At 68.5% G+C, this 16,492-nt stretch carries 19 protein-coding genes; 12 read left to right on the forward strand and 7 right to left on the reverse strand.

Annotation, left to right across the window (positions count from 1 at the left end; all coding sequences use genetic code 11):
- The first annotated feature begins 26 nt into the window (after positions 1-26).
- Entirely contained in the window at positions 27-1,067 is a 1,041-nt protein-coding gene (locus tag GR168_RS10360; RefSeq protein ID WP_159370669.1) for a TerC family protein, read from the forward strand.
- Between the two features lie 40 nt (positions 1,068-1,107).
- Here GR168_RS10360 and GR168_RS10365 read toward each other — a convergent pair whose 3' ends face one another.
- Together GR168_RS10365 and GR168_RS10370 are read right to left on the reverse strand one after the other, a co-directional pair.
- The gene (locus tag GR168_RS10365) at positions 1,108-1,392 is read right to left on the reverse strand and encodes a YciI family protein (RefSeq protein ID WP_068969879.1); all 285 of its coding nucleotides are present in this window, start codon (positions 1,390-1,392) and stop codon (positions 1,108-1,110) included.
- Between the two features lie 2 nt (positions 1,393-1,394).
- The gene (locus GR168_RS10370; RefSeq protein WP_159370670.1) at positions 1,395-1,910 is read right to left on the reverse strand and encodes an amino-acid N-acetyltransferase; all 516 of its coding nucleotides are present in this window, start codon (positions 1,908-1,910) and stop codon (positions 1,395-1,397) included.
- 131 nt (positions 1,911-2,041) lie between these two features.
- On the opposite strand from GR168_RS10370, the gene pgsA reads away from it, so the two are divergent.
- From pgsA to GR168_RS10405, 7 genes are all read left to right on the forward strand, one after another.
- Complete coding sequence (gene pgsA / locus GR168_RS10375) at positions 2,042-2,743, forward strand: CDP-diacylglycerol--glycerol-3-phosphate 3-phosphatidyltransferase (RefSeq protein ID WP_065628926.1); 702 nt, start codon at positions 2,042-2,044, stop codon at positions 2,741-2,743.
- Between the two features lie 174 nt (positions 2,744-2,917).
- On the forward strand, positions 2,918-3,289 hold the full coding sequence (locus tag GR168_RS10380; protein ID WP_058250179.1) for a helix-turn-helix transcriptional regulator: 372 nt from the start codon (positions 2,918-2,920) through the stop codon (positions 3,287-3,289).
- Between the two features lie 95 nt (positions 3,290-3,384).
- Positions 3,385-4,200 carry a phage shock protein PspA gene (gene pspA / locus GR168_RS10385; RefSeq protein WP_058250180.1) on the forward strand — a complete coding sequence of 272 codons (816 nt, stop codon included), beginning with the start codon at positions 3,385-3,387 and terminating at the stop codon, positions 4,198-4,200.
- A 29-nt stretch (positions 4,201-4,229) separates the two neighbouring features.
- Positions 4,230-5,432 carry a glycosyl transferase gene (locus GR168_RS10390; RefSeq protein WP_159371894.1) on the forward strand — a complete coding sequence of 401 codons (1,203 nt, stop codon included), beginning with the start codon at positions 4,230-4,232 and terminating at the stop codon, positions 5,430-5,432.
- On the forward strand, positions 5,423-5,617 hold the full coding sequence (locus GR168_RS10395; RefSeq protein WP_058250181.1) for a DUF3046 domain-containing protein: 195 nt from the start codon (positions 5,423-5,425) through the stop codon (positions 5,615-5,617). The genes GR168_RS10390 and GR168_RS10395 overlap by 10 nt, the downstream gene beginning before the upstream one ends.
- Before the next feature lie 197 nt (positions 5,618-5,814).
- Complete coding sequence (gene recA, locus GR168_RS10400; RefSeq protein ID WP_006866461.1) at positions 5,815-6,858, forward strand: recombinase RecA; 1,044 nt, start codon at positions 5,815-5,817, stop codon at positions 6,856-6,858.
- A gap of 25 nt (positions 6,859-6,883) precedes the next feature.
- Positions 6,884-7,432, forward strand: coding sequence for a regulatory protein RecX (locus GR168_RS10405; RefSeq protein ID WP_159370671.1), 549 nt, complete (start codon positions 6,884-6,886; stop codon positions 7,430-7,432).
- A 28-nt stretch (positions 7,433-7,460) separates the two neighbouring features.
- Here the strand turns inward: GR168_RS10405 and GR168_RS10410 are convergent, their stop codons facing one another.
- From GR168_RS10410 to GR168_RS10425, 4 genes are read right to left on the reverse strand one after another with little or no spacing between them, the layout of a single operon-like run.
- Positions 7,461-8,351, reverse strand: a complete 891-nt coding sequence (locus GR168_RS10410) for an amino acid ABC transporter permease (protein WP_068969884.1) — start codon at positions 8,349-8,351, stop codon at positions 7,461-7,463.
- Positions 8,348-9,025: an amino acid ABC transporter permease gene (locus GR168_RS10415; RefSeq protein ID WP_058250184.1), complete on the reverse strand. Its 678-nt coding sequence runs from the start codon at positions 9,023-9,025 to the stop codon at positions 8,348-8,350. The genes GR168_RS10410 and GR168_RS10415 overlap by 4 nt, the downstream gene beginning before the upstream one ends.
- Before the next feature lie 15 nt (positions 9,026-9,040).
- On the reverse strand, positions 9,041-10,048 hold the full coding sequence (locus GR168_RS10420; protein ID WP_065628923.1) for a glutamate ABC transporter substrate-binding protein: 1,008 nt from the start codon (positions 10,046-10,048) through the stop codon (positions 9,041-9,043).
- Between the two features lies 1 nt (position 10,049).
- Positions 10,050-10,778 carry an amino acid ABC transporter ATP-binding protein gene (locus GR168_RS10425; RefSeq protein WP_165630857.1) on the reverse strand — a complete coding sequence of 243 codons (729 nt, stop codon included), beginning with the start codon at positions 10,776-10,778 and terminating at the stop codon, positions 10,050-10,052.
- A 134-nt stretch (positions 10,779-10,912) separates the two neighbouring features.
- Here GR168_RS10425 and miaB point away from each other — a divergent pair, with 134 nt between their 5' ends.
- On the forward strand, positions 10,913-12,445 hold the full coding sequence (miaB, locus tag GR168_RS10430; protein WP_068969901.1) for a tRNA (N6-isopentenyl adenosine(37)-C2)-methylthiotransferase MiaB: 1,533 nt from the start codon (positions 10,913-10,915) through the stop codon (positions 12,443-12,445).
- 27 nt (positions 12,446-12,472) lie between these two features.
- The gene (locus GR168_RS10435; RefSeq protein ID WP_068969902.1) at positions 12,473-13,102 is read left to right on the forward strand and encodes a hypothetical protein; all 630 of its coding nucleotides are present in this window, start codon (positions 12,473-12,475) and stop codon (positions 13,100-13,102) included.
- 21 nt (positions 13,103-13,123) lie between these two features.
- On the opposite strand, the gene GR168_RS10440 is transcribed toward GR168_RS10435, so the two are convergent.
- Positions 13,124-14,491, reverse strand: a complete 1,368-nt coding sequence (locus tag GR168_RS10440) for a DUF349 domain-containing protein (RefSeq protein ID WP_175404257.1) — start codon at positions 14,489-14,491, stop codon at positions 13,124-13,126.
- A 298-nt stretch (positions 14,492-14,789) separates the two neighbouring features.
- Between GR168_RS10440 and GR168_RS10445 the strand changes: the two genes are divergently transcribed.
- Together GR168_RS10445 and miaA are read left to right on the forward strand one after the other, a co-directional pair.
- A complete protein-coding gene (locus GR168_RS10445; RefSeq protein WP_159370672.1) occupies positions 14,790-15,572 on the forward strand; it encodes a hypothetical protein in 783 nt (260 codons plus the stop codon).
- Positions 15,569-16,489 (forward strand): tRNA (adenosine(37)-N6)-dimethylallyltransferase MiaA, encoded by a 921-nt coding sequence (gene miaA, locus GR168_RS10450; protein WP_159370673.1) that lies wholly within the window; start codon positions 15,569-15,571, stop codon positions 16,487-16,489. The genes GR168_RS10445 and miaA overlap by 4 nt, the downstream gene beginning before the upstream one ends.
- The last annotated feature ends 3 nt before the right edge of the window (positions 16,490-16,492 follow it).

Genomic DNA, 16,492 nt, shown 5'->3' on the forward strand with positions numbered 1-16,492 from the left:
CTCTTGCTGCCTGCTGGAGGTTACAAGTGGATGTTTCGCTGTCCGTATGGCTGATCACCTGTGCGGTGATCCTCGCCCTGTTCGCGTTCGACTTCTTCACCCACGTGCGCGTGCCCCACGCGCCGTCGCTCAAGGAGTCGGGCATCTGGTCGGCGATCTACATCGCTTTCGCCGTCATCTTCGGTCTGTTCGTCTGGTGGAACTGGGGTTCGACCTTCGGCGGTGAGTACTTCGCCGGTTACGTCACCGAGAAGGCGCTGTCTGTGGACAACCTGTTCGTCTTCGTCATCATCATGGCGAAGTTCGCGGTGCCCAAGGAGTACCAGCAGAAGGTCCTGCTGCTCGGCATCTTGATGGCCCTCATCATGCGCGGCATCTTCATCGCCGTCGGTGCGGCCGCGATCAACGCCTACAGCTGGGTCTTCTACCTGTTCGGCGCGTTCCTGATCTTCACCGCCGTCAAGCTGCTCCGCGAGAGCGACGACCCGGTCGAGCACGAGGAGGAGCGCGAGACGCGCCTCGAGCGCTTCGTCAAGCGCTACCTGCGCACGCATGACTCGTACGACCGCGACAAGCTGTTCACCCGCGTCAACGGCAAGCGCCTCGCGACCCCGATGCTGATGGTTCTCATCGTCATCGGCTTCACCGACGTGCTGTTCGCGCTCGACTCGATCCCGGCCATCTACGGCCTCACGTCCGAGCCCTACCTGGTCTTCACCGCCAACGCGTTCGCCCTGATGGGTCTGCGTCAGCTGTTCTTCCTCATCGGCGGACTGCTCGACCGCCTGGTGTACCTGTCCATCGGCCTGTCGATCATCTTGGCCTTCATCGGCGTCAAGCTGGTCCTCCACGCCCTGCACGAGAACACCCTGTCCTTCATCAACGGTGGCGAGCACGTGGCGGTCCCCGAGATCTCCACCGGGCTGTCGCTGTCGGTGATCCTCGGTGTCCTGGTGATCACCACGGTGGCCAGCCTGATCAAGAGTCGCGGGATGGCGAAGTCGCCGGAGGTCGAATCCGCCGGCGACACGACCGACTCGCCGGCACCGAAGTCCAAGGACTCCTGACCCGTCCACGTCCACCCGTCGCCGACGGGTGGACGTGGCATCAGCCCGGGAACGGCCCGAACACCTGCGTCCACTCGTCGATGCGGATGGCATCGACGGCCTGATGCGCCTGGAACGGGTCGTTGGCCAGGAATGCCTCGGCCGCCTCGAGGTCGGCTGCGCGGATGACGATGAGCGCGCCCGACCCGTCGGGATAGGGGCCGGCGATCAGCACGTTGCCCGCCGAGTGTTCTTCCGCGAGCCACTCCCGGTGCAAAGGCCGGTGCTGATCCCGCAGGGCGGCCTTGGCGGGGCGATAGGTGTACTGCACGGCGAAGAACGGCATGGTCACCCCTGCTCGATGGTTGCCAGCATCCGGGTGTTGCCCAGGGTGTTGGGTTTGACATAACTGAGGTCGAGAAACTCTGCGACGCCGGTGTCATAGGACCGGCACATCTCCTCGAACACCTCGCGCGTGACCGGGGTGCCCTGGATCTCGGCGAAACCGTGCCGCGCGAAGAAGGCCGTCTCGAACGTGAGCACGAAGACGCGCGAGAGCTGCAGTTCGCGGGCGACCGCCATGAGCCGGTCGACGAGGAGGTGGCCGATGCCGCGCCCGGCGTGGGCGTTGTCGACGGCGACCGTGCGGACCTCGCCGAGATCGGCCCAGAGCACATGCAGCGCACCACAACCGACGACCAGGCCGTCGACGTCGGCGACCCAGAACTCCTGGACGGACTCGTAGAGCGTGACGAGGTTCTTCTCGAGGAGGATTTTCCCGGCGTACTGGTCGATCAGTTCTTTGATCCGCGGGACGTCGGAGGTGCGCGCACGACGGATGACGACGTGATCGGCGGGGGACATGGGAATTCAGCTTAGTCTCTGCGATGGGGCGACCTGTGCACGTCGTTCCTCGGGACTGCCGATACCCTGATGGGCGTGTACTTGAGGACTGCCCTGAACTGCGGCACGACGCCGCGGTCAGGAGCGAGCTCATGACCGACCGGATCCGGCGGGCCGTCGAAGAGAACGGCATCGCCAATGTGGGCCGCGGGCCCGACCACATCACCGACCCGGTGGACCCGGTGCCGGTGGTCAACATCGCCAACGCACTCACGGTGTTCCGGATCGTCCTGGTGCCGGTGTTCCTGGTGGCGCTGTTCATGGAGTCGGGCGAGTCGACGCTGTGGCGCACGATCGCCACGATCGTCTTCGGGGTCGCGGCGCTGACCGACCGGTACGACGGGATGATCGCGCGGCAGCGCGGCCTGATCACCGACTTCGGGAAGCTGGCCGACCCCATCGCGGACAAGGCCCTGATCGGCGGTGCCCTCGTCGGGCTGTCGATCCTCGGCATCCTGCCGTGGTGGGTCACCGTGGTGATCGTCGCCCGCGAGGTGTGGGTGACGGCGCTGCGTTTCTGGGTGTTGCGGCACAAGGTCATACCGGCCAGCCGCGGCGGCAAGCTCAAGACGCTGCTGCAGGCGCTCGCCATCGGTCTGTACCTCCTCCCGCTCGGCGGACCGTGGCAGCTCGCCGCCGACATCCTGATGGGACTGGCGGTGGTGGTGACGATCTACACGGGTCTGGACTACACCTGGCAGGCGGTCAAGGTCCGGTCCGATCGCGATGAGACCGCACCCCGGCCGGTGGCACCGCGCGGACGTGCTGTGGGAGGAACCGGCGGCGGTCACTGACTTCGACTATCGTCGATCAGACGGTGCTGCCCCGACCGTGGGTGCCGACGCCGCCGGTGCCGCGGGGAACCCGTCGGGACCGCGAAGCGTTGGGGAGGGCAGCAGGCGCGCCGCCGGTTCGGTGGGCGCCGAGCAGTTCAGTTGGGCCGAGACGTTCAGTAGGGAGGAGACTCGATGGCGATGCTCTTACGCGAGGCGCTCGGCGACAGCCTGCGTCGGGTCCGGACGCAGCAGGGCCGGACCCTGCGCGAGGTGTCCACCGGTGCGCGGGTGAGTCTGGGCTACCTCTCGGAAGTCGAACGCGGTCAGAAGGAGGCGTCGAGCGAACTGCTCGCCGCGATCTGCGACGCGCTCGACGTCGAGATCGCCGACCTGCTCCTCGAAGTCGGCAGCGCAATGCGTCCGGCCGGTGCCGAACCCGTCGTGGTCGGCGCCGAGCCGATGGGTGACGGCGTCGAAGCCACCGAGGCCGGACTGACCGCGACCAAGGTCGTGATCCCGGCTCCCGCCGGTCGCCGGGAGGCCACGGCTCTCGCGGCTGCCTGACCCGCACCGTCTGAACGACACCGACTCAACACCGGACTCGCAGACGCTAGATTGGTCACCAGAGTTCTCAGACCCCTGAATGGAGTACGACGAGCATGGCGAACCCGTTCGTGAAGTTGTGGCGCTACCTCACAGCACTCGGCAACGCGAAGATCGACGAGCACGCTGACCCGAAGGTCCAGATCCAGCAGGCGATCGAGGACGCCCAGCGTCAGCACCAGGCGCTCTCGCAGCAGGCGGCCTCGGTGATCGGCAACCAGCGGCAGCTCGAGATGAAGCTGAACCGGCAACTCGAGGACGTCGAGCGGCTGCAGGCGAACACCCGCCAGGCGCTGACGCTGGCCGATCAGGCCGCCGCGGCCGGCGACACCCAGAAGGCGACCGAGTACACCAACGCCGCCGAGGCGTTCGCGGCCCAGCTGGTGACCGCCGAGCAGAGCGTGGAGGACCTCAAGTCCTTGCACGACCAGTCGCTCCAGGCGGCCGATCAGGCCAAGAAGGCCGTCGAGCGCAACGCGATGATCCTGCAGCAGAAGCTGTCCGAGCGTTCGAAGCTGCTCAGTCAACTCGAGCAGGCGAAGATGCAGGAGCAGGTCTCGGCGTCGCTCAACCAGATGAGCGAGCTGTCGGTGCCCGGGAACACGCCGAGCCTCGACCAGGTCCGCGACAAGATCGAACGACGCTACGCGAACGCGCTCGGTTCGGCGGAGCTGGCCAAGAACTCCGTGCAGGGCCGCATGCAGGAGGTCGAGCAGGCCGGCGTGCAGATGGCCGGACATTCTCGTCTCGAACAGATCCGCGCGAGCATGCGCGGTGACGCGCTGCCCGCCGCCGGGACGACCGCACCGGGTCTGCAGAAGCCGGCGACCCAGTCCGCGCCGCCGACCACCGAGCCGCCCCAGCAGAACTGACAGATCGCGCACGCGTGCACGACGAACCCGTGCGCGTCGCGATCGTCGCGGGCTCCGACGCCGGGCATGCCTTCCCGGCTTTCGCGCTGGCCGAGCGGTTCCGCTCCGCCGGTGACACACCGGTCGTGTTCACCTCCCTCGCATGGTCGGAGGCCGCGCGCCGCCGGGGGATCGACATCGCTGATCTCCCGGGGCTGCGCGCCGAGGACTCCGACGACGACTCCGACGCCGGAGCCAAACTGAGTGCCCGCGCCGCGCGCATGGCCCAGCAGCTCGTCGGGCCGCTGCGTGCGGCCGGGTCGCAACTCGTCATCTCCGACGTCATCACCGTGGGCGGGGGCTGGGCCGCTCAACTGTGTGGACTGCCCTGGATCGAGCTGTCGCCGCATCCGCTGTACCGGCCGTCCCGGGGACTACCGCCGATCGGGTCCGGGCTCGAACCGGGTCGCGGCGTCGGGGGTCGGCTGCGCGACACGCTGATGCGCGCCGCCACCGCGTCGTCGATCCGCCAGGGCGTGCGGCAGCGGGACGCTGCCCGGCGGACGATCGGGCTGGGTGACGTCGACGCGGAACCGGCGGCGCGACTCATCGCCACCCTTCCCGGCCTCGAGGTCCCGCGCCCCGACTGGCCGACCGACGCGCATCTCGTCGGACCCCTGGTGTGGGAGCCCACCGACGATCACTTCACCGTGCCTCCCGGCGATCACCCCCTCGTCGTCGTCGCCCCGTCGACCGCGCAGACCGGCGCCGCCGACATGCTCGGCGAGGCTCTCGAAGCGCTGTCGCCCGACACACTGGGCCGGACCGTGCGGGTGGTGGTCTCGGGGCTCCGAGACCCCGACGGGGCTGATCTCGCCCGCTTCCGCGGGGAACTGATCACGGCGGGGCCGGGCCGGCAGGACGAGGTGCTCGCGCACGCCGACCTGCTGATCTGTGGCTCCGGGCACGGGATCCTCGCGAAGGCGATGCTCGCGACGGTGCCGGTCGTCGCGGTACCCGGTGGGGGTGACCAGTGGGAGCTCGCCGCCCGGATCCGACGAGCCGGCGCGGGGCAGGCGGTGCGTCCGGTCACCGCGGACGCGGTTGCCGACGCCGTGCGGGCCGTCCTGGACGATCCGGCACATGCACGCGCGGCGGGTGCGATCGGGGAGTCGGTGACCGACGTCGTCGACCCGGTGGCGGTCGCGCATCGCGTTCTGGCGGCGTCACCTAGGCTGGACCCGTGCGTCTGACCGAGTTCACCGAGTTGATGACCACCGAATTCGGTGTGCCGTCGGCGGATTCGATCCTGTCCGATCACATCCTGATCGAGGTCGGCGGACGCACGGGTGCCCAGGCGATCGACGACGGGGTCGACCCGCGCGACGTCTGGATCGCGATCTGTCGCGACTTCGACGTACCGCGCCATCGCTGGTGACACGCCACCGCGTGTCACACTTGCCATCGAACAGGTGTTCGTCCATCCTGGTGCCCAGAGGTGAAATCAGACGGAACCACACGGGCCGAGTCTGCGTCTGAAGAGTTGTCGGACCCACCGGCTACTTTCATCACATGAACGCCCGGACCGCACAGACCGCCCGCCGGAAATCCGGCTCACAACCGAGGAGAACTCCCATGGCACCTGCGCCCCAAGACCGCGAGAAGGCTCTCGACCTCGCCCTCGCGCAGATCGACAAGAACTTCGGCAAGGGTTCGGTGATGCGGCTCGGCGAGGAGACCCGTCAGCCGATCGAGATCATCCCCACCGGGTCCATCGCGCTCGACGTCGCCCTCGGTATCGGCGGACTGCCCCGCGGCCGCGTCGTGGAGATCTACGGTCCGGAGTCCTCGGGTAAGACGACCGTCGCCCTGCACGCCGTCGCCAACGCCCAGGCGCAGGGCGGCATCGCCGCGTTCATCGACGCCGAGCACGCACTCGATCCCGACTACGCCGCCAAACTCGGCGTCGACACCGACGCGCTGCTGGTGTCCCAGCCCGACACCGGTGAGCAGGCGCTCGAGATCGCGGACATGCTGATCCGATCGGGCGCGCTCGACATCCTGGTCATCGACTCGGTGGCCGCGCTGGTCCCCAAGGCCGAGATCGAGGGCGAGATGGGCGACAGCCACGTCGGTCTGCAGGCCCGCCTGATGAGCCAGGCCCTGCGGAAGATGACCTCCGCGCTGAACCAGTCGAAGACCACCGCGATCTTCATCAACCAGCTACGCGAGAAGATCGGCGTCATGTTCGGTTCGCCCGAGACCACCACGGGCGGAAAGGCGCTGAAGTTCTACTCGTCGGTGCGCCTCGACGTCCGCCGGATCGAGACCCTCAAGGACGGGACCGACGCGGTCGGTAACCGCACACGCGTCAAGGTCGTCAAGAACAAGGTCGCACCGCCGTTCAAGCAGGCCGAGTTCGACATCCTCTACGGCCAGGGCATCAGCAAGGAGGGCTCGCTGATCGACATGGGTGTCGCGGAGGGCTTCATCCGCAAGTCCGGTTCGTGGTTCACCTACGAGGGCGATCAACTCGGCCAGGGCAAGGAGAACGCGCGCAAGTTCCTGCTCGAGAACGTCGACATCCGCGACGAGATCGAGAAGAAGATCAAAGAGAAGCTGGGCATCGGCGCAACCGTCGACGCCGACGACATCGCCCCCGCCCCAGTCGAATTCTGACATCGAAGGCGAGTTCAGGTAGACCGTGAGCGAGGCAACGGACCCCGGGCAGACGCGCACACGGCGGGACAACGACCCCGACCGTAAGGGACCCAGCGCATGGGACTCGGCGCTCCGACTGCTCGGGGTCCGTGCGCGTTCACGCCAGGAGATGCGAGAGCGATTGACGCGCAAGGGTTTCGAACCCGAGGCGGTCGACGACGTGATGGCGCGCCTGGAGCAACACAACCTCCTCGACGACGAGGAGTTCGCCTCCGATTGGGTACGATCCCGCCACCTCAACTCCGGTAAGGGGCGCGTCGCGTTACGACACGAGCTCCGCACCAAGGGGATCGACGAGTCGATCATCGCCGAGGCCCTCGCCGACATCGACCCCGACGACGAACGTGAGATCGCGTCGGGTCTGGTCGTGCGCAAACTCACGCCCTCGGTCGTCGACCGGATAGCCGAGGATCGCGCCGAACGCGACAAGGCGATGCGACGTCTCGTCGGAATGCTGGTGCGGCGCGGCTATTCCCAATCCCTGGCGTTCGACGTCGTGGGGGAGGCGCTCAGCGAGCTGCGTAGCGGCTGAGCGCCCCCACACGACGATCGTGCGGGTGTCACCTGCCGGTCGGCAGGTTCTCCGACGCAGCGAGTTCGGTCTCTTCCGGATCCGCGGGCGGTGCGGACGACCGGCGCCCCTGCCGGAGCCGGCGTTCGAGGCTGGTGGCGAAGGTCGAGAGCCCGAAGTTGATCAGGATCATGATGATGGCCACGACGATCAGTGCCGGGATGTAGTTGCCGTAGCGCGACGCCGAGAGCAGGCCGCTGCGGACCACCTCGGAGTAACCGATGATGTAGCCCAGCGCACTGTCCTTCAGCGCCACGACCATCTGCGAGATCAGTGCGGGCATCATCGCCGTGATCGCCTGTGGCAGAAGGATGATGCGCATCATCTGGCTCTTGCGCAGACCCAGGGCCATCGACGCCTCGGTTTGTCCCTTGGGCAGTGAGTTGATACCGGATCGCAGGATCTCGGCCATGACCGACCCGTTGTACAGGGTGAGTCCGGTGACCACCGCCGCGAACGCCAGGAAGGACGACGGGAAGACCCCGTAGATCGCGAACAGGAACCAGGTGAACACCATCAGGATCAGCACCGGGATGGCGCGGAACACCTCGACGAACAGGCCCGCGATGGTGCGTACCCACAGGTGATCGGAGAGTCGGCCGATACCGAGGACCGCACCGAGCAACAACGACAGCACGATCGAGACCGCCGCGGCCGCGAGGGTCCGCCACAGGCCCGGCAGGATGTAGCCGGTCCAAGTGCTCCACGTGACGAACGGCGACCACTTCTCGGCGGTGAACTGTTCGTTGGCGGCGAGGACGGCGATCACGTAGATCGCGATCGCGGCCAGGACCGCGATGAACGCGATCGCCAGCAAGCGGTTCCGGGTGCGGGCGCGTGGTCCCGGGGCGTCGTAGAGGACGGTCGAGTCAGCGCTCATCGTTTCACCGCCAGTCGCTTGGCGAGGTAGCCGAAGACGGCACCCTCGCTGAGTGTGATGATCATGAATCCCGCCGCGATGACGCCGAAGATGACGAACAGCTGGTCGGAGTAGGTCTCGATCTCGGTCTTCATCAGAGCCGCCGCCTCGGCGACGCCGATCACCGAGGCGACCGTCGTGTTCTTGGTGAGCGCGATCAGGACGCTGCCCAGCGGACCGATCACCGACCGGATCGCCTGTGGCAGCACGATGACCCCGAAGACCTGCGTGAACGAGAGGCCGAGGGAGCGAGCGGCTTCGGCCTGCCCGAGCGGGACCGTGTTGAAGCCGGAGCGCAGCGTCTCACAGACGAACGTCGAGGTGTACAGCACGAAGGCGAGGACGGCGAGCCAGAAGTTGTTCGACTCGATCGTCGGCGCGAAGGTCAGGCCCAGGTTCTGGTACAGGCCGATCGCACAGAACAGCACCACGAGTGTCAGCGGCGTGTTGCGGACGATGTTCACGTAGACCTCGGCGAAGCCGCGCATCACCGGCACGGGGGAGACCCGCATGGCCGCGAGGATCGTGCCCCACACCAGCGAGCCGATCGCCGAGTAGAAGGTCAGCTGGATGGTCACCCAGAAGGCGGGCCACAGCTCTGGACCCATGCTCTCCCACAGAGAGACGTCATTCATCGGTAGCTCCGTCGCTCACTGCAGCCCGGGCGGGCACGGTGTGGAGGGCGAGTCGAGGAAGTCGAGGTCGCCGGGATCGGGCAGGTAGGGGAACTTCGAGTCCGGACGGTCGGCGCGGGCGATGATCTCGTCCACGTAGGGATTGCCGAGTGCCTCGCGCAGCGCGGCGTTCCAGGCCGACTCGCCGTCGACGGAAGGCGCGAGCATCGCGTCGAGTGCCGTGTTGACGGCGTTCTGCGACGCCGTGTCGTCCAGAGCCAGCCCCACGCCGTAGCGCTCGGTGGAGAACGGACTGCCCGCGGTCTTCAGGGCATCCTTCACGCAGGCGTCCTTGAGGTAGGTCATCTCGACGAGCTTGAACTCGCCCTCCCAGAAGTTGGAGTAGCCGGCGAGGATCGCCTCGTCGGTGGTCACCGCGTCGACCTTGTCGCGACGCAGCGCCTCGACACAGGCCGAGTAGGAGTCGTACTCCTGCAACTGGACCGCGGGCAGCTGTGCCTTGACGTTCTGCGCCGGTGTCGAGCCGGTCACCGAGCAGAGCTTCTTGCCCTTGTCGAGGTCGGCGAGTTCGTCGATCGTGTTGTCGTCGGCGCGCACCATCAGACCCTGGTACGTGACGAGATAGGGACCGCCGAAGGACACCTTCTTCGAGCGCGCCGCGTTGATCGAGTACGTGGCCGCGATCAGGTCGACCTCACCGTTGTCGATCATCGCCTCGCGGCGCGCCGAGGGGGTCTCGCGCCAGGTGACCTCGGGATGGGGGACACCGAGGTCGTCGGCGATGTGGTTGACGACATAGCGCGACACCGAGGCGTCGAATCCCTCGACGTTGCCGTCCGGCTCGTAGAGGCCGAGACCGGGCTGGTCGAACTTGACGCCCAGCACGACCGATCCCTCGCGGATGGAGTCGAGCAGGTTGCGCGGTTCGGTGCTGCCGCAGGCGGACAACACGGTGGCGAGCAGGGCGCCGACCGCGAGGACCAGGCCCGCGGTCCGCATCGGGCGGGTGGTTCGCTGTGTCATGTCAGTGCCCCAGGATCTTGCCGAGGAAGTCCCGGGCGCGATCGGTCGACGGGTTGCTGAAGAACGTCTCCGGATCGGAGTCCTCGATGATCGCCCCGTCGGACATGAAGATGATGCGGTCGGCGGCCTTGCGCGCGAAGCCCATCTCGTGGGTGACGACCACCATCGTCATGCCCTCTTTCGCGAGGGACACCATCACGTCGAGCACCTCGTTGACCATCTCCGGGTCGAGGGCCGAGGTCGGTTCGTCGAACAACATGATCTTCGGGTTCATCGCCAGCGACCGGGCGATGGCCACGCGCTGCTGCTGGCCGCCGGAGAGTTGGGCGGGGTACTTGTCCTTCTGGCTGGCGATGCCGACGCGCTCGAGCAGTTCGAGGGCGCGCTTGCCGGCCTCGTCCTTGCTCTTCTTGCGCACCTTGATCGGCGCGAGCGTGACATTCTCGAGGATCGTCTTGTGCGAGAACAGGTTGAAGGACTGGAAGACCATTCCGACGTCGGCGCGGAGCCGGGCGAGGTCCTTGCCCTCGGCGGGCAGCACCTGACCCTCGACCAGGATCTCGCCGCCGTCGATCGGCTCGAGGCGATTGATCGTGCGGCAGAGGGTGGACTTGCCCGAGCCCGACGGTCCGAGGACCACCACGACCTGACCGGCGGGGACCTCGAGATCGATGTCCTTGAGGACGTGCAACGACCCGAAGTGTTTCTGCACCCCGCGCATCGCGATCATCGGCTGGGACCCTGGGTCCGCGGACTTACTCGGCGAAACGGTCATTGGGGCACCCTATCGGCCGACGTGGAACAGGGTGTCCTGTGGGAGTCGATTTGCGTGCGCCCCGTACCCTCGTAGGGGTGAGTATCGAGTTGTCGGATCGGCCTGAGCAGGCAGCACCCGCCGCGCGCAGTTATCAGGTCCGTACCTACGGCTGCCAGATGAACGTCCACGATTCCGAGCGCATCGCCGGTCTGCTCGAGGACGCCGGGTACGTGCGCGCGGGTGAGGACGACCCCGCCGATCTCGTCGTCTTCAACACCTGCGCGATCCGGGAGAACGCCGACAACAAGCTGTACGGCAACCTGTCGCACCTCGCCCCGGTCAAATCCGACCGGCCCGGCATGCAGATCGCCGTCGGCGGCTGCCTCGCGCAGAAGGACAAGGACACGGTGCTGTCCCGGGCCCCGTGGGTCGACGTCGTCTTCGGCACACACAACATCGGGTCGCTGCCCGCGTTGCTCGATCGAGCCCGCCACAACGACGCCGCCCAGGTGGAGATCCTCGACGCGCTCGAGCGGTTCCCGTCGACCCTGCCGGCCAAGCGCGACTCCGCCTACTCGGGCTGGGTGTCGGTGTCGGTGGGGTGCAACAACACCTGCACGTTCTGCATCGTGCCGTCGCTGCGCGGCAAGGAGGTCGACCGCCGGCCGGGCGAGGTGCTCGCCGAGGTACAGGCCCTCGTCGACCAGGGTGTCGTCGAGGTGACGCTGCTGGGCCAGAACGTGAACGCCTACGGGATGTCCTTCGCCGATCCCGATCAGCCCCGCAACCGGGGCGCCTTCGCCGAACTGCTGCGCGCCTGCGGTGACATCGAGGGGCTCGAACGCGTCCGGTTCACCTCACCGCACCCCGCCGAGTTCACCGACGACGTGATCGAGGCGATGGCCCAGACGCCGAATGTGTGTCCGCAACTGCACATGCCGCTGCAGTCGGGGTCCGATCGCATCCTGCGCGCGATGCGCCGCAGCTACCGGCAGACCAAGTTCCTGGGCATCCTCGACAAGGTCCGCGAGGCCATGCCGCATGCGGCGATCACCACCGACATCATCGTCGGCTTCCCCGGCGAGACCGAGGAGGACTTCCAGGCCACCCTGGACGTCGTCGAGCGCGCCCGCTTCTCGAGCGCGTTCACCTTCCAGTACTCGCCCCGCCCCGGCACGCCCGCCGCGACGATGGCCGATCAGGTGCCGCCCGAGGTCGTGGCCGATCGCTACCGGCGTCTCATCGCGCTGCAGGAGCGGATCTGCCTGGCCGAGAACGAGGCGCTGGTCGGGACCGAGGTGGAGTTGCTCGTGGTCGCCGACGAGGGGCGCAAGTCGGCGAAGACCCAGCGCATGACCGGCCGCGCCCGGGACGGCCGCCTGGTGCACTTCGCGCCCGGAACGGCGTCGGGGATCCGCCCGGGTGACGTCGTGCACACGCAGCTCACCGCAGCGGCACCACACCATCTGATCGCCGATTCCGGCGTTCTCGCGCACCGCCGCACCCGCGCCGGCGACGCACACGAACAGAGCCGTACCCCCACCACCGCGCCCGTCGGCGTCGGGCTCGGGCTGCCGGGGTTCGGTGCCCCCGCCGCCGTCCCGGCCGACGCCGGCTGCGGCAGTGGCTGCGGCAGCTGACCACCATCACGAAGTGAGGCGATGACCATGTCCGAGAATTCGGCGTCCGACAACGAGGCGTCCGGCAGCTCTGGGTCCGAGAAGGCCGCGTTCGAGCAGTACGAGAACGACCTGCGCAAGGCGGAACGGCGGGTGGCCGGCGAGATCGACCCGGGTGCGCGCGCGGTCGTCGTCGCCGTGGCAGTCGTCCTCGCCATGGTGTCGATGGTGTTGCCGCACACGGGATCCGTCACCGGGCTCGAGGTCCTCACCTTCACGCCCGAGGCGGCCGCCGAGCGCGTCACGATCGTGTCGAGGATCTTCGTCTACCTGGTGACGATCTTCGGCATCGTCGTCTCCATGCTCGCGCTGCTCACCCGCCGGTGGTTCCTGGCGTGGATCGCGCTGTGCGGGTGCGCCATCGCGTGCGTCGCCGGGATGCTGGCGTGGTGGTCGCGGAACACGCCGGGCGTCGGTGGCGTCGAGCCGCCGTCGGGCGTCGGCATCGGCCTCGTGCTGGGCTGGATCGCGGTCTTCGTGCTCACGTTCCACTGGTCCCGCGTCGTGTGGGCGCGGAGCTCTTACCAGCTCGCGCTCGAGGACGAGCGGCGCCGGCAGGCCGCCGAGCAGGAGGCCTACGCCGCAGCGCTGTACCGCAAGAACCCGCACGAGGACTGATCCGGCCGGCCCCGACCGGACTCAGCGGTCGGTGACGGCACTCTCCGCGGCGGCGGCCCACTCGCGCCACTGCGCAGCCTGATCGCGCAACTTCGCGGCGTCGCGGTCCTTTCCGCGTTCGGCCGCCTTGCGTGCCTGGTCCTCGAGTTGCGCTGCGCGATCGGCGAATTGCGCCGCCCGCGCCAGTGCCTCGGGATCGGTCCGTTGCCACTGAGCGTCCTCGGCGTCGCGGATGCGCTTCTCCAGGGCCCGCGCGCGGGCCTCCAGGCTGTGCATCTGATCGCGCGGGACCTTGCCCAGTTCGTCCCACTGATCGCGGAACGACCGGAACTCGCGGCGGGCCGCGTCGAGATCGGCGGCCGGGTCGATGGCCTTCTCGGCGGCATCGAGCAGGGCGACCTTGGCGGTCGCGTTCGCGGAGAATTCCGCGTCGCGTTCCGACGACGCCGCGTTGCGGGCGCCGAAGAAGACGTCCTGTGCGGCCTTGAACCGCTGCCAGAGGGCCTCGTCGGTGTCCCGCGGGGCGCGGCCGGCCGCCTTCCACTCACCGAGCAGTTCCCGGAACTTGGCCGACGTCGGACCCCAGTCGGTGGAGCCGGACAGCTCCTCGGCGCGGGCGATGAGTGCTTCCTTGCGTTCCTTCGCACCGGCGCGCTCGCGGTCGAGTTCGGCGAAGTGCGCACCTCGCCGGCGATTGAAGGCGTCGCGCGCTTTGGCGTACCGCTTCCACAGCGCGTCGTCGGTCTTGCGGTCGACGCCCTTGATGGACTTCCACTCGTCCAGGATCTCGCGCAGCCGGTCGCCCGCGCTCTTCCAGTTGGTCGCGTCGGCGCCGATCTGCTCGGCCTCGGCGGCGAGGACCTCCTTGCGCGCGATGGCCTCCGACCGGGTCTTCTCGCGCTCGGCGCGGATGGTCTCGGCGACCTCGTCGGCGCTGCCGACGATGGCCTCGAGGCGGCGCTGCAGCGCGGCGACGTCACCGATCACATGCGCGTTGGGCAACTCGTCGAGCAGGTGCTTGGCGGCTTGCTGGGCCTTACGCGGGTCTCCCGAGCGGGCGGTGAGCCGTTCCTCGAGGATCTCGACCTCGGTGGCGAGGTCGTCGAACCGGCGTCCGAAGTGCGCAAGCCCCTCCTCGACCGTGCCGGCCTGCCACGAACCGATCTCGCGTTCGCCCTCGTCGGTCTTGAGCCACACGACACCCGACTCGTCGATACGACCGAAGCGGTGCGGATCGCCGGTGACGAGATGCGTGACGACCGGTTCGGACGCGATGCCGGGGCGGGGTCCGGGCTTGGGTCGGGGTCCCGGCTTGGGTCCCGGCTTCGGTGTGTCCTGCCCGGCAGGTGCCTGCTGGGGTTCGGAAGCCGATTCGGTCGGGTTGCTCATGTGCACGTGTCCTGCCGCTCAGTGGTGCCGCGCGTCACGGCTGCCGGTCGCTGGAGTCGGTTCTCGCCGGGCATCCTACGCCCGCGATCGCCGACAAGTACCGTTCCATTCAAGCAGTTCAGGCCCGTCGATGTGGCGTCCATGCCGAGTTGGTGGGTCGCGGCGCGGGGTAACCGGCGCCGGGAGCGGAGCGAGCGGGCCGAATGTCACCGGCGCCGGGAGCGGAGCGAGCGGGCCGAATGTCACCGGCGCCGGGAGCGGAGCGAGCGGGCCTCGTGTTGTCGACTAGCGTCGTGGTGTGCTTGCGGCCGTCGTCTTCGTTCCGAGTGCCCCGCTGCTCGTCCCTGAGTTGGCCGGACCGGCCGCCTTCGACACCGAGCCGGTGCGGCGGGCAGCTCTCGACGCGGTCGCGGGCGCGCTCGGCGTCGACCGCTGGGTGGCGGTCGGAACCGCCGACGGGTCGACCGCTGGCCTCGTGGGCGAGCCCCTGCGCGGCACCTTCGCGCGCTTCGGCGTGGACGTCCCGGTCACGATCGACTCCGCGATCACCGATGTCGTGACCACCGATGTCGCCGCCACCGATGTCGCGGTCACCGACCCGCTGCCCCGGATGAGTCTGTCGGCGCTGATCGCCGGGTGGATCGCCGAGCGGATGTCGCTGGGTCCGCTGAGCGTGTGCAGCGTCGGTTCCGCCACGCCGCCCGCGGAGTGCGTCGCGGTGGGTACCCGGCTGGCCGCCCGTCTCGACGAGGGCTCGGACGCCGTCGGGGTCCTGGTGGTGGGCGACGGGTCGACGGCGCTGACCGACAAGGCCCCCGGCGGGGGGCGTCGGGAATCGGCGGTGGCGCTGAACGACGCGATCGTGGCTGCGCTCGGATCGGCGGACACGGACACGCTGATGGCACTCGACCCTGCGAAGTGCGATGCCGAGGGCGTCGGCGGCCGGGTCGCGTGGCAGGTGGCGGCCGGTCTCGTCGGCGACCGGTCGGTCCGGGCGGTACCCGACTTCGCCGACGCGCCCTTCGGCGTGGGTTACGTGGTCGCGACCTGGACCGTCGACGACGGTGAGCACGTCCGATGACCGCGCCGCCCACCCCGATCGCTGTTGTCGGACCCACTGCCGGCGGCAAGTCCGATCTGGCCCTCGACCTCGCCGAACGGCTCGGCGGCGAGATCGTCAACATCGACGCCATGCAGCAGTACCGCGGCATGGACGTCGGGACGGCCAAGCTCCCGCCCGACAAACGCCGCGGCATCCCGCACCATCAGCTCGACGTGCTCGACGTGACCGAGGTGGCGACGGTCGCGCGCTATCAGCAGGCCGCGCGGGCCGACGTCGACCGGTTGCGCGCCGCGGGTCGGGTCCCGGTGATCGTCGGGGGATCGATGATGTACGTCCAGGGACTCCTCGACGACTGGCAGTTCCCGGCCACCGACCCGCAGGTACGCCGGCGTTACGAGGATCTGCTCGACGAGCGCGGAGTGGACGAGATGCACCGGCTGCTCGCGGAGGTCGACCCGGCCGCGGCGTCGACCATCCTGGCCACCGACGGTCGCCGTATCGTGCGGGCGCTGGAGGTGGTCGAGCTGACCGGTGCGCCCTTCGCCGCGTCGCAGCCCACCATCGGCGAACCGCGCTGGGGCACGATCATCCTCGCCCTCGACCGGGACACCGAGGAACTCGACGATCGGATCCGCCGTCGGACGAGAGCGATGTTCGGGCAGGGCCTCGTCGAGGAGGTGGAGGACCTCTGTTCCCGCGGCCTGCGAGAGGGACGCACCGCGTCGCAGGCGATCGGTTACAAACAGGTCCTCGCGGCGCTCGACGGCGAGCACGACCTCGCGCAGGCCGAGGAGCTGACCTTCATCGGCACCCGGCGTTATGTCCGTCGGCAGCGCTCGTGGTTCCGTCGCGATCACCGGGCGCAGTGGCTCGACGCCGCCGCACCCGATCTGCTCGACCGAGCGCTGCGCATCGTCGACGCGCCTTCCCCGTAGGCT

It is taken from the genome of Gordonia sp. JH63 (assembly GCF_009856645.1).
Lineage (GTDB): Bacteria > Actinomycetota > Actinomycetes > Mycobacteriales > Mycobacteriaceae > Gordonia > Gordonia hongkongensis.

Bases quoted from the DNA above. Each gene is read 5' to 3' on its own strand.
- GR168_RS10365 (WP_068969879.1), bottom strand. From the start codon at position 1,392: ATGCCGTTCTTCGCCGTGCAGTACACCTATCGCCCCGCCAAGGCCGCC.
- GR168_RS10370 (WP_159370670.1), bottom strand. From the start codon at position 1,910: ATGTCCCCCGCCGATCACGTCGTCATCCGTCGTGCGCGCACCTCCGAC.
- pgsA (WP_065628926.1), top strand. From the start codon at position 2,042: ATGACCGACCGGATCCGGCGGGCCGTCGAAGAGAACGGCATCGCCAAT.
- GR168_RS10380 (WP_058250179.1), top strand. From the start codon at position 2,918: ATGGCGATGCTCTTACGCGAGGCGCTCGGCGACAGCCTGCGTCGGGTC.
- pspA (WP_058250180.1), top strand. From the start codon at position 3,385: ATGGCGAACCCGTTCGTGAAGTTGTGGCGCTACCTCACAGCACTCGGC.
- recA (WP_006866461.1), top strand. From the start codon at position 5,815: ATGGCACCTGCGCCCCAAGACCGCGAGAAGGCTCTCGACCTCGCCCTC.
- GR168_RS10410 (WP_068969884.1), bottom strand. From the start codon at position 8,351: ATGAGCGCTGACTCGACCGTCCTCTACGACGCCCCGGGACCACGCGCC.
- GR168_RS10415 (WP_058250184.1), bottom strand. From the start codon at position 9,025: ATGAATGACGTCTCTCTGTGGGAGAGCATGGGTCCAGAGCTGTGGCCC.
- GR168_RS10420 (WP_065628923.1), bottom strand. From the start codon at position 10,048: ATGACACAGCGAACCACCCGCCCGATGCGGACCGCGGGCCTGGTCCTC.
- GR168_RS10425 (WP_165630857.1), bottom strand. From the start codon at position 10,778: ATGATCGCGATGCGCGGGGTGCAGAAACACTTCGGGTCGTTGCACGTC.
- GR168_RS10435 (WP_068969902.1), top strand. From the start codon at position 12,473: ATGTCCGAGAATTCGGCGTCCGACAACGAGGCGTCCGGCAGCTCTGGG.
- GR168_RS10440 (WP_175404257.1), bottom strand. From the start codon at position 14,491: ATGAGCAACCCGACCGAATCGGCTTCCGAACCCCAGCAGGCACCTGCC.
- miaA (WP_159370673.1), top strand. From the start codon at position 15,569: ATGACCGCGCCGCCCACCCCGATCGCTGTTGTCGGACCCACTGCCGGC.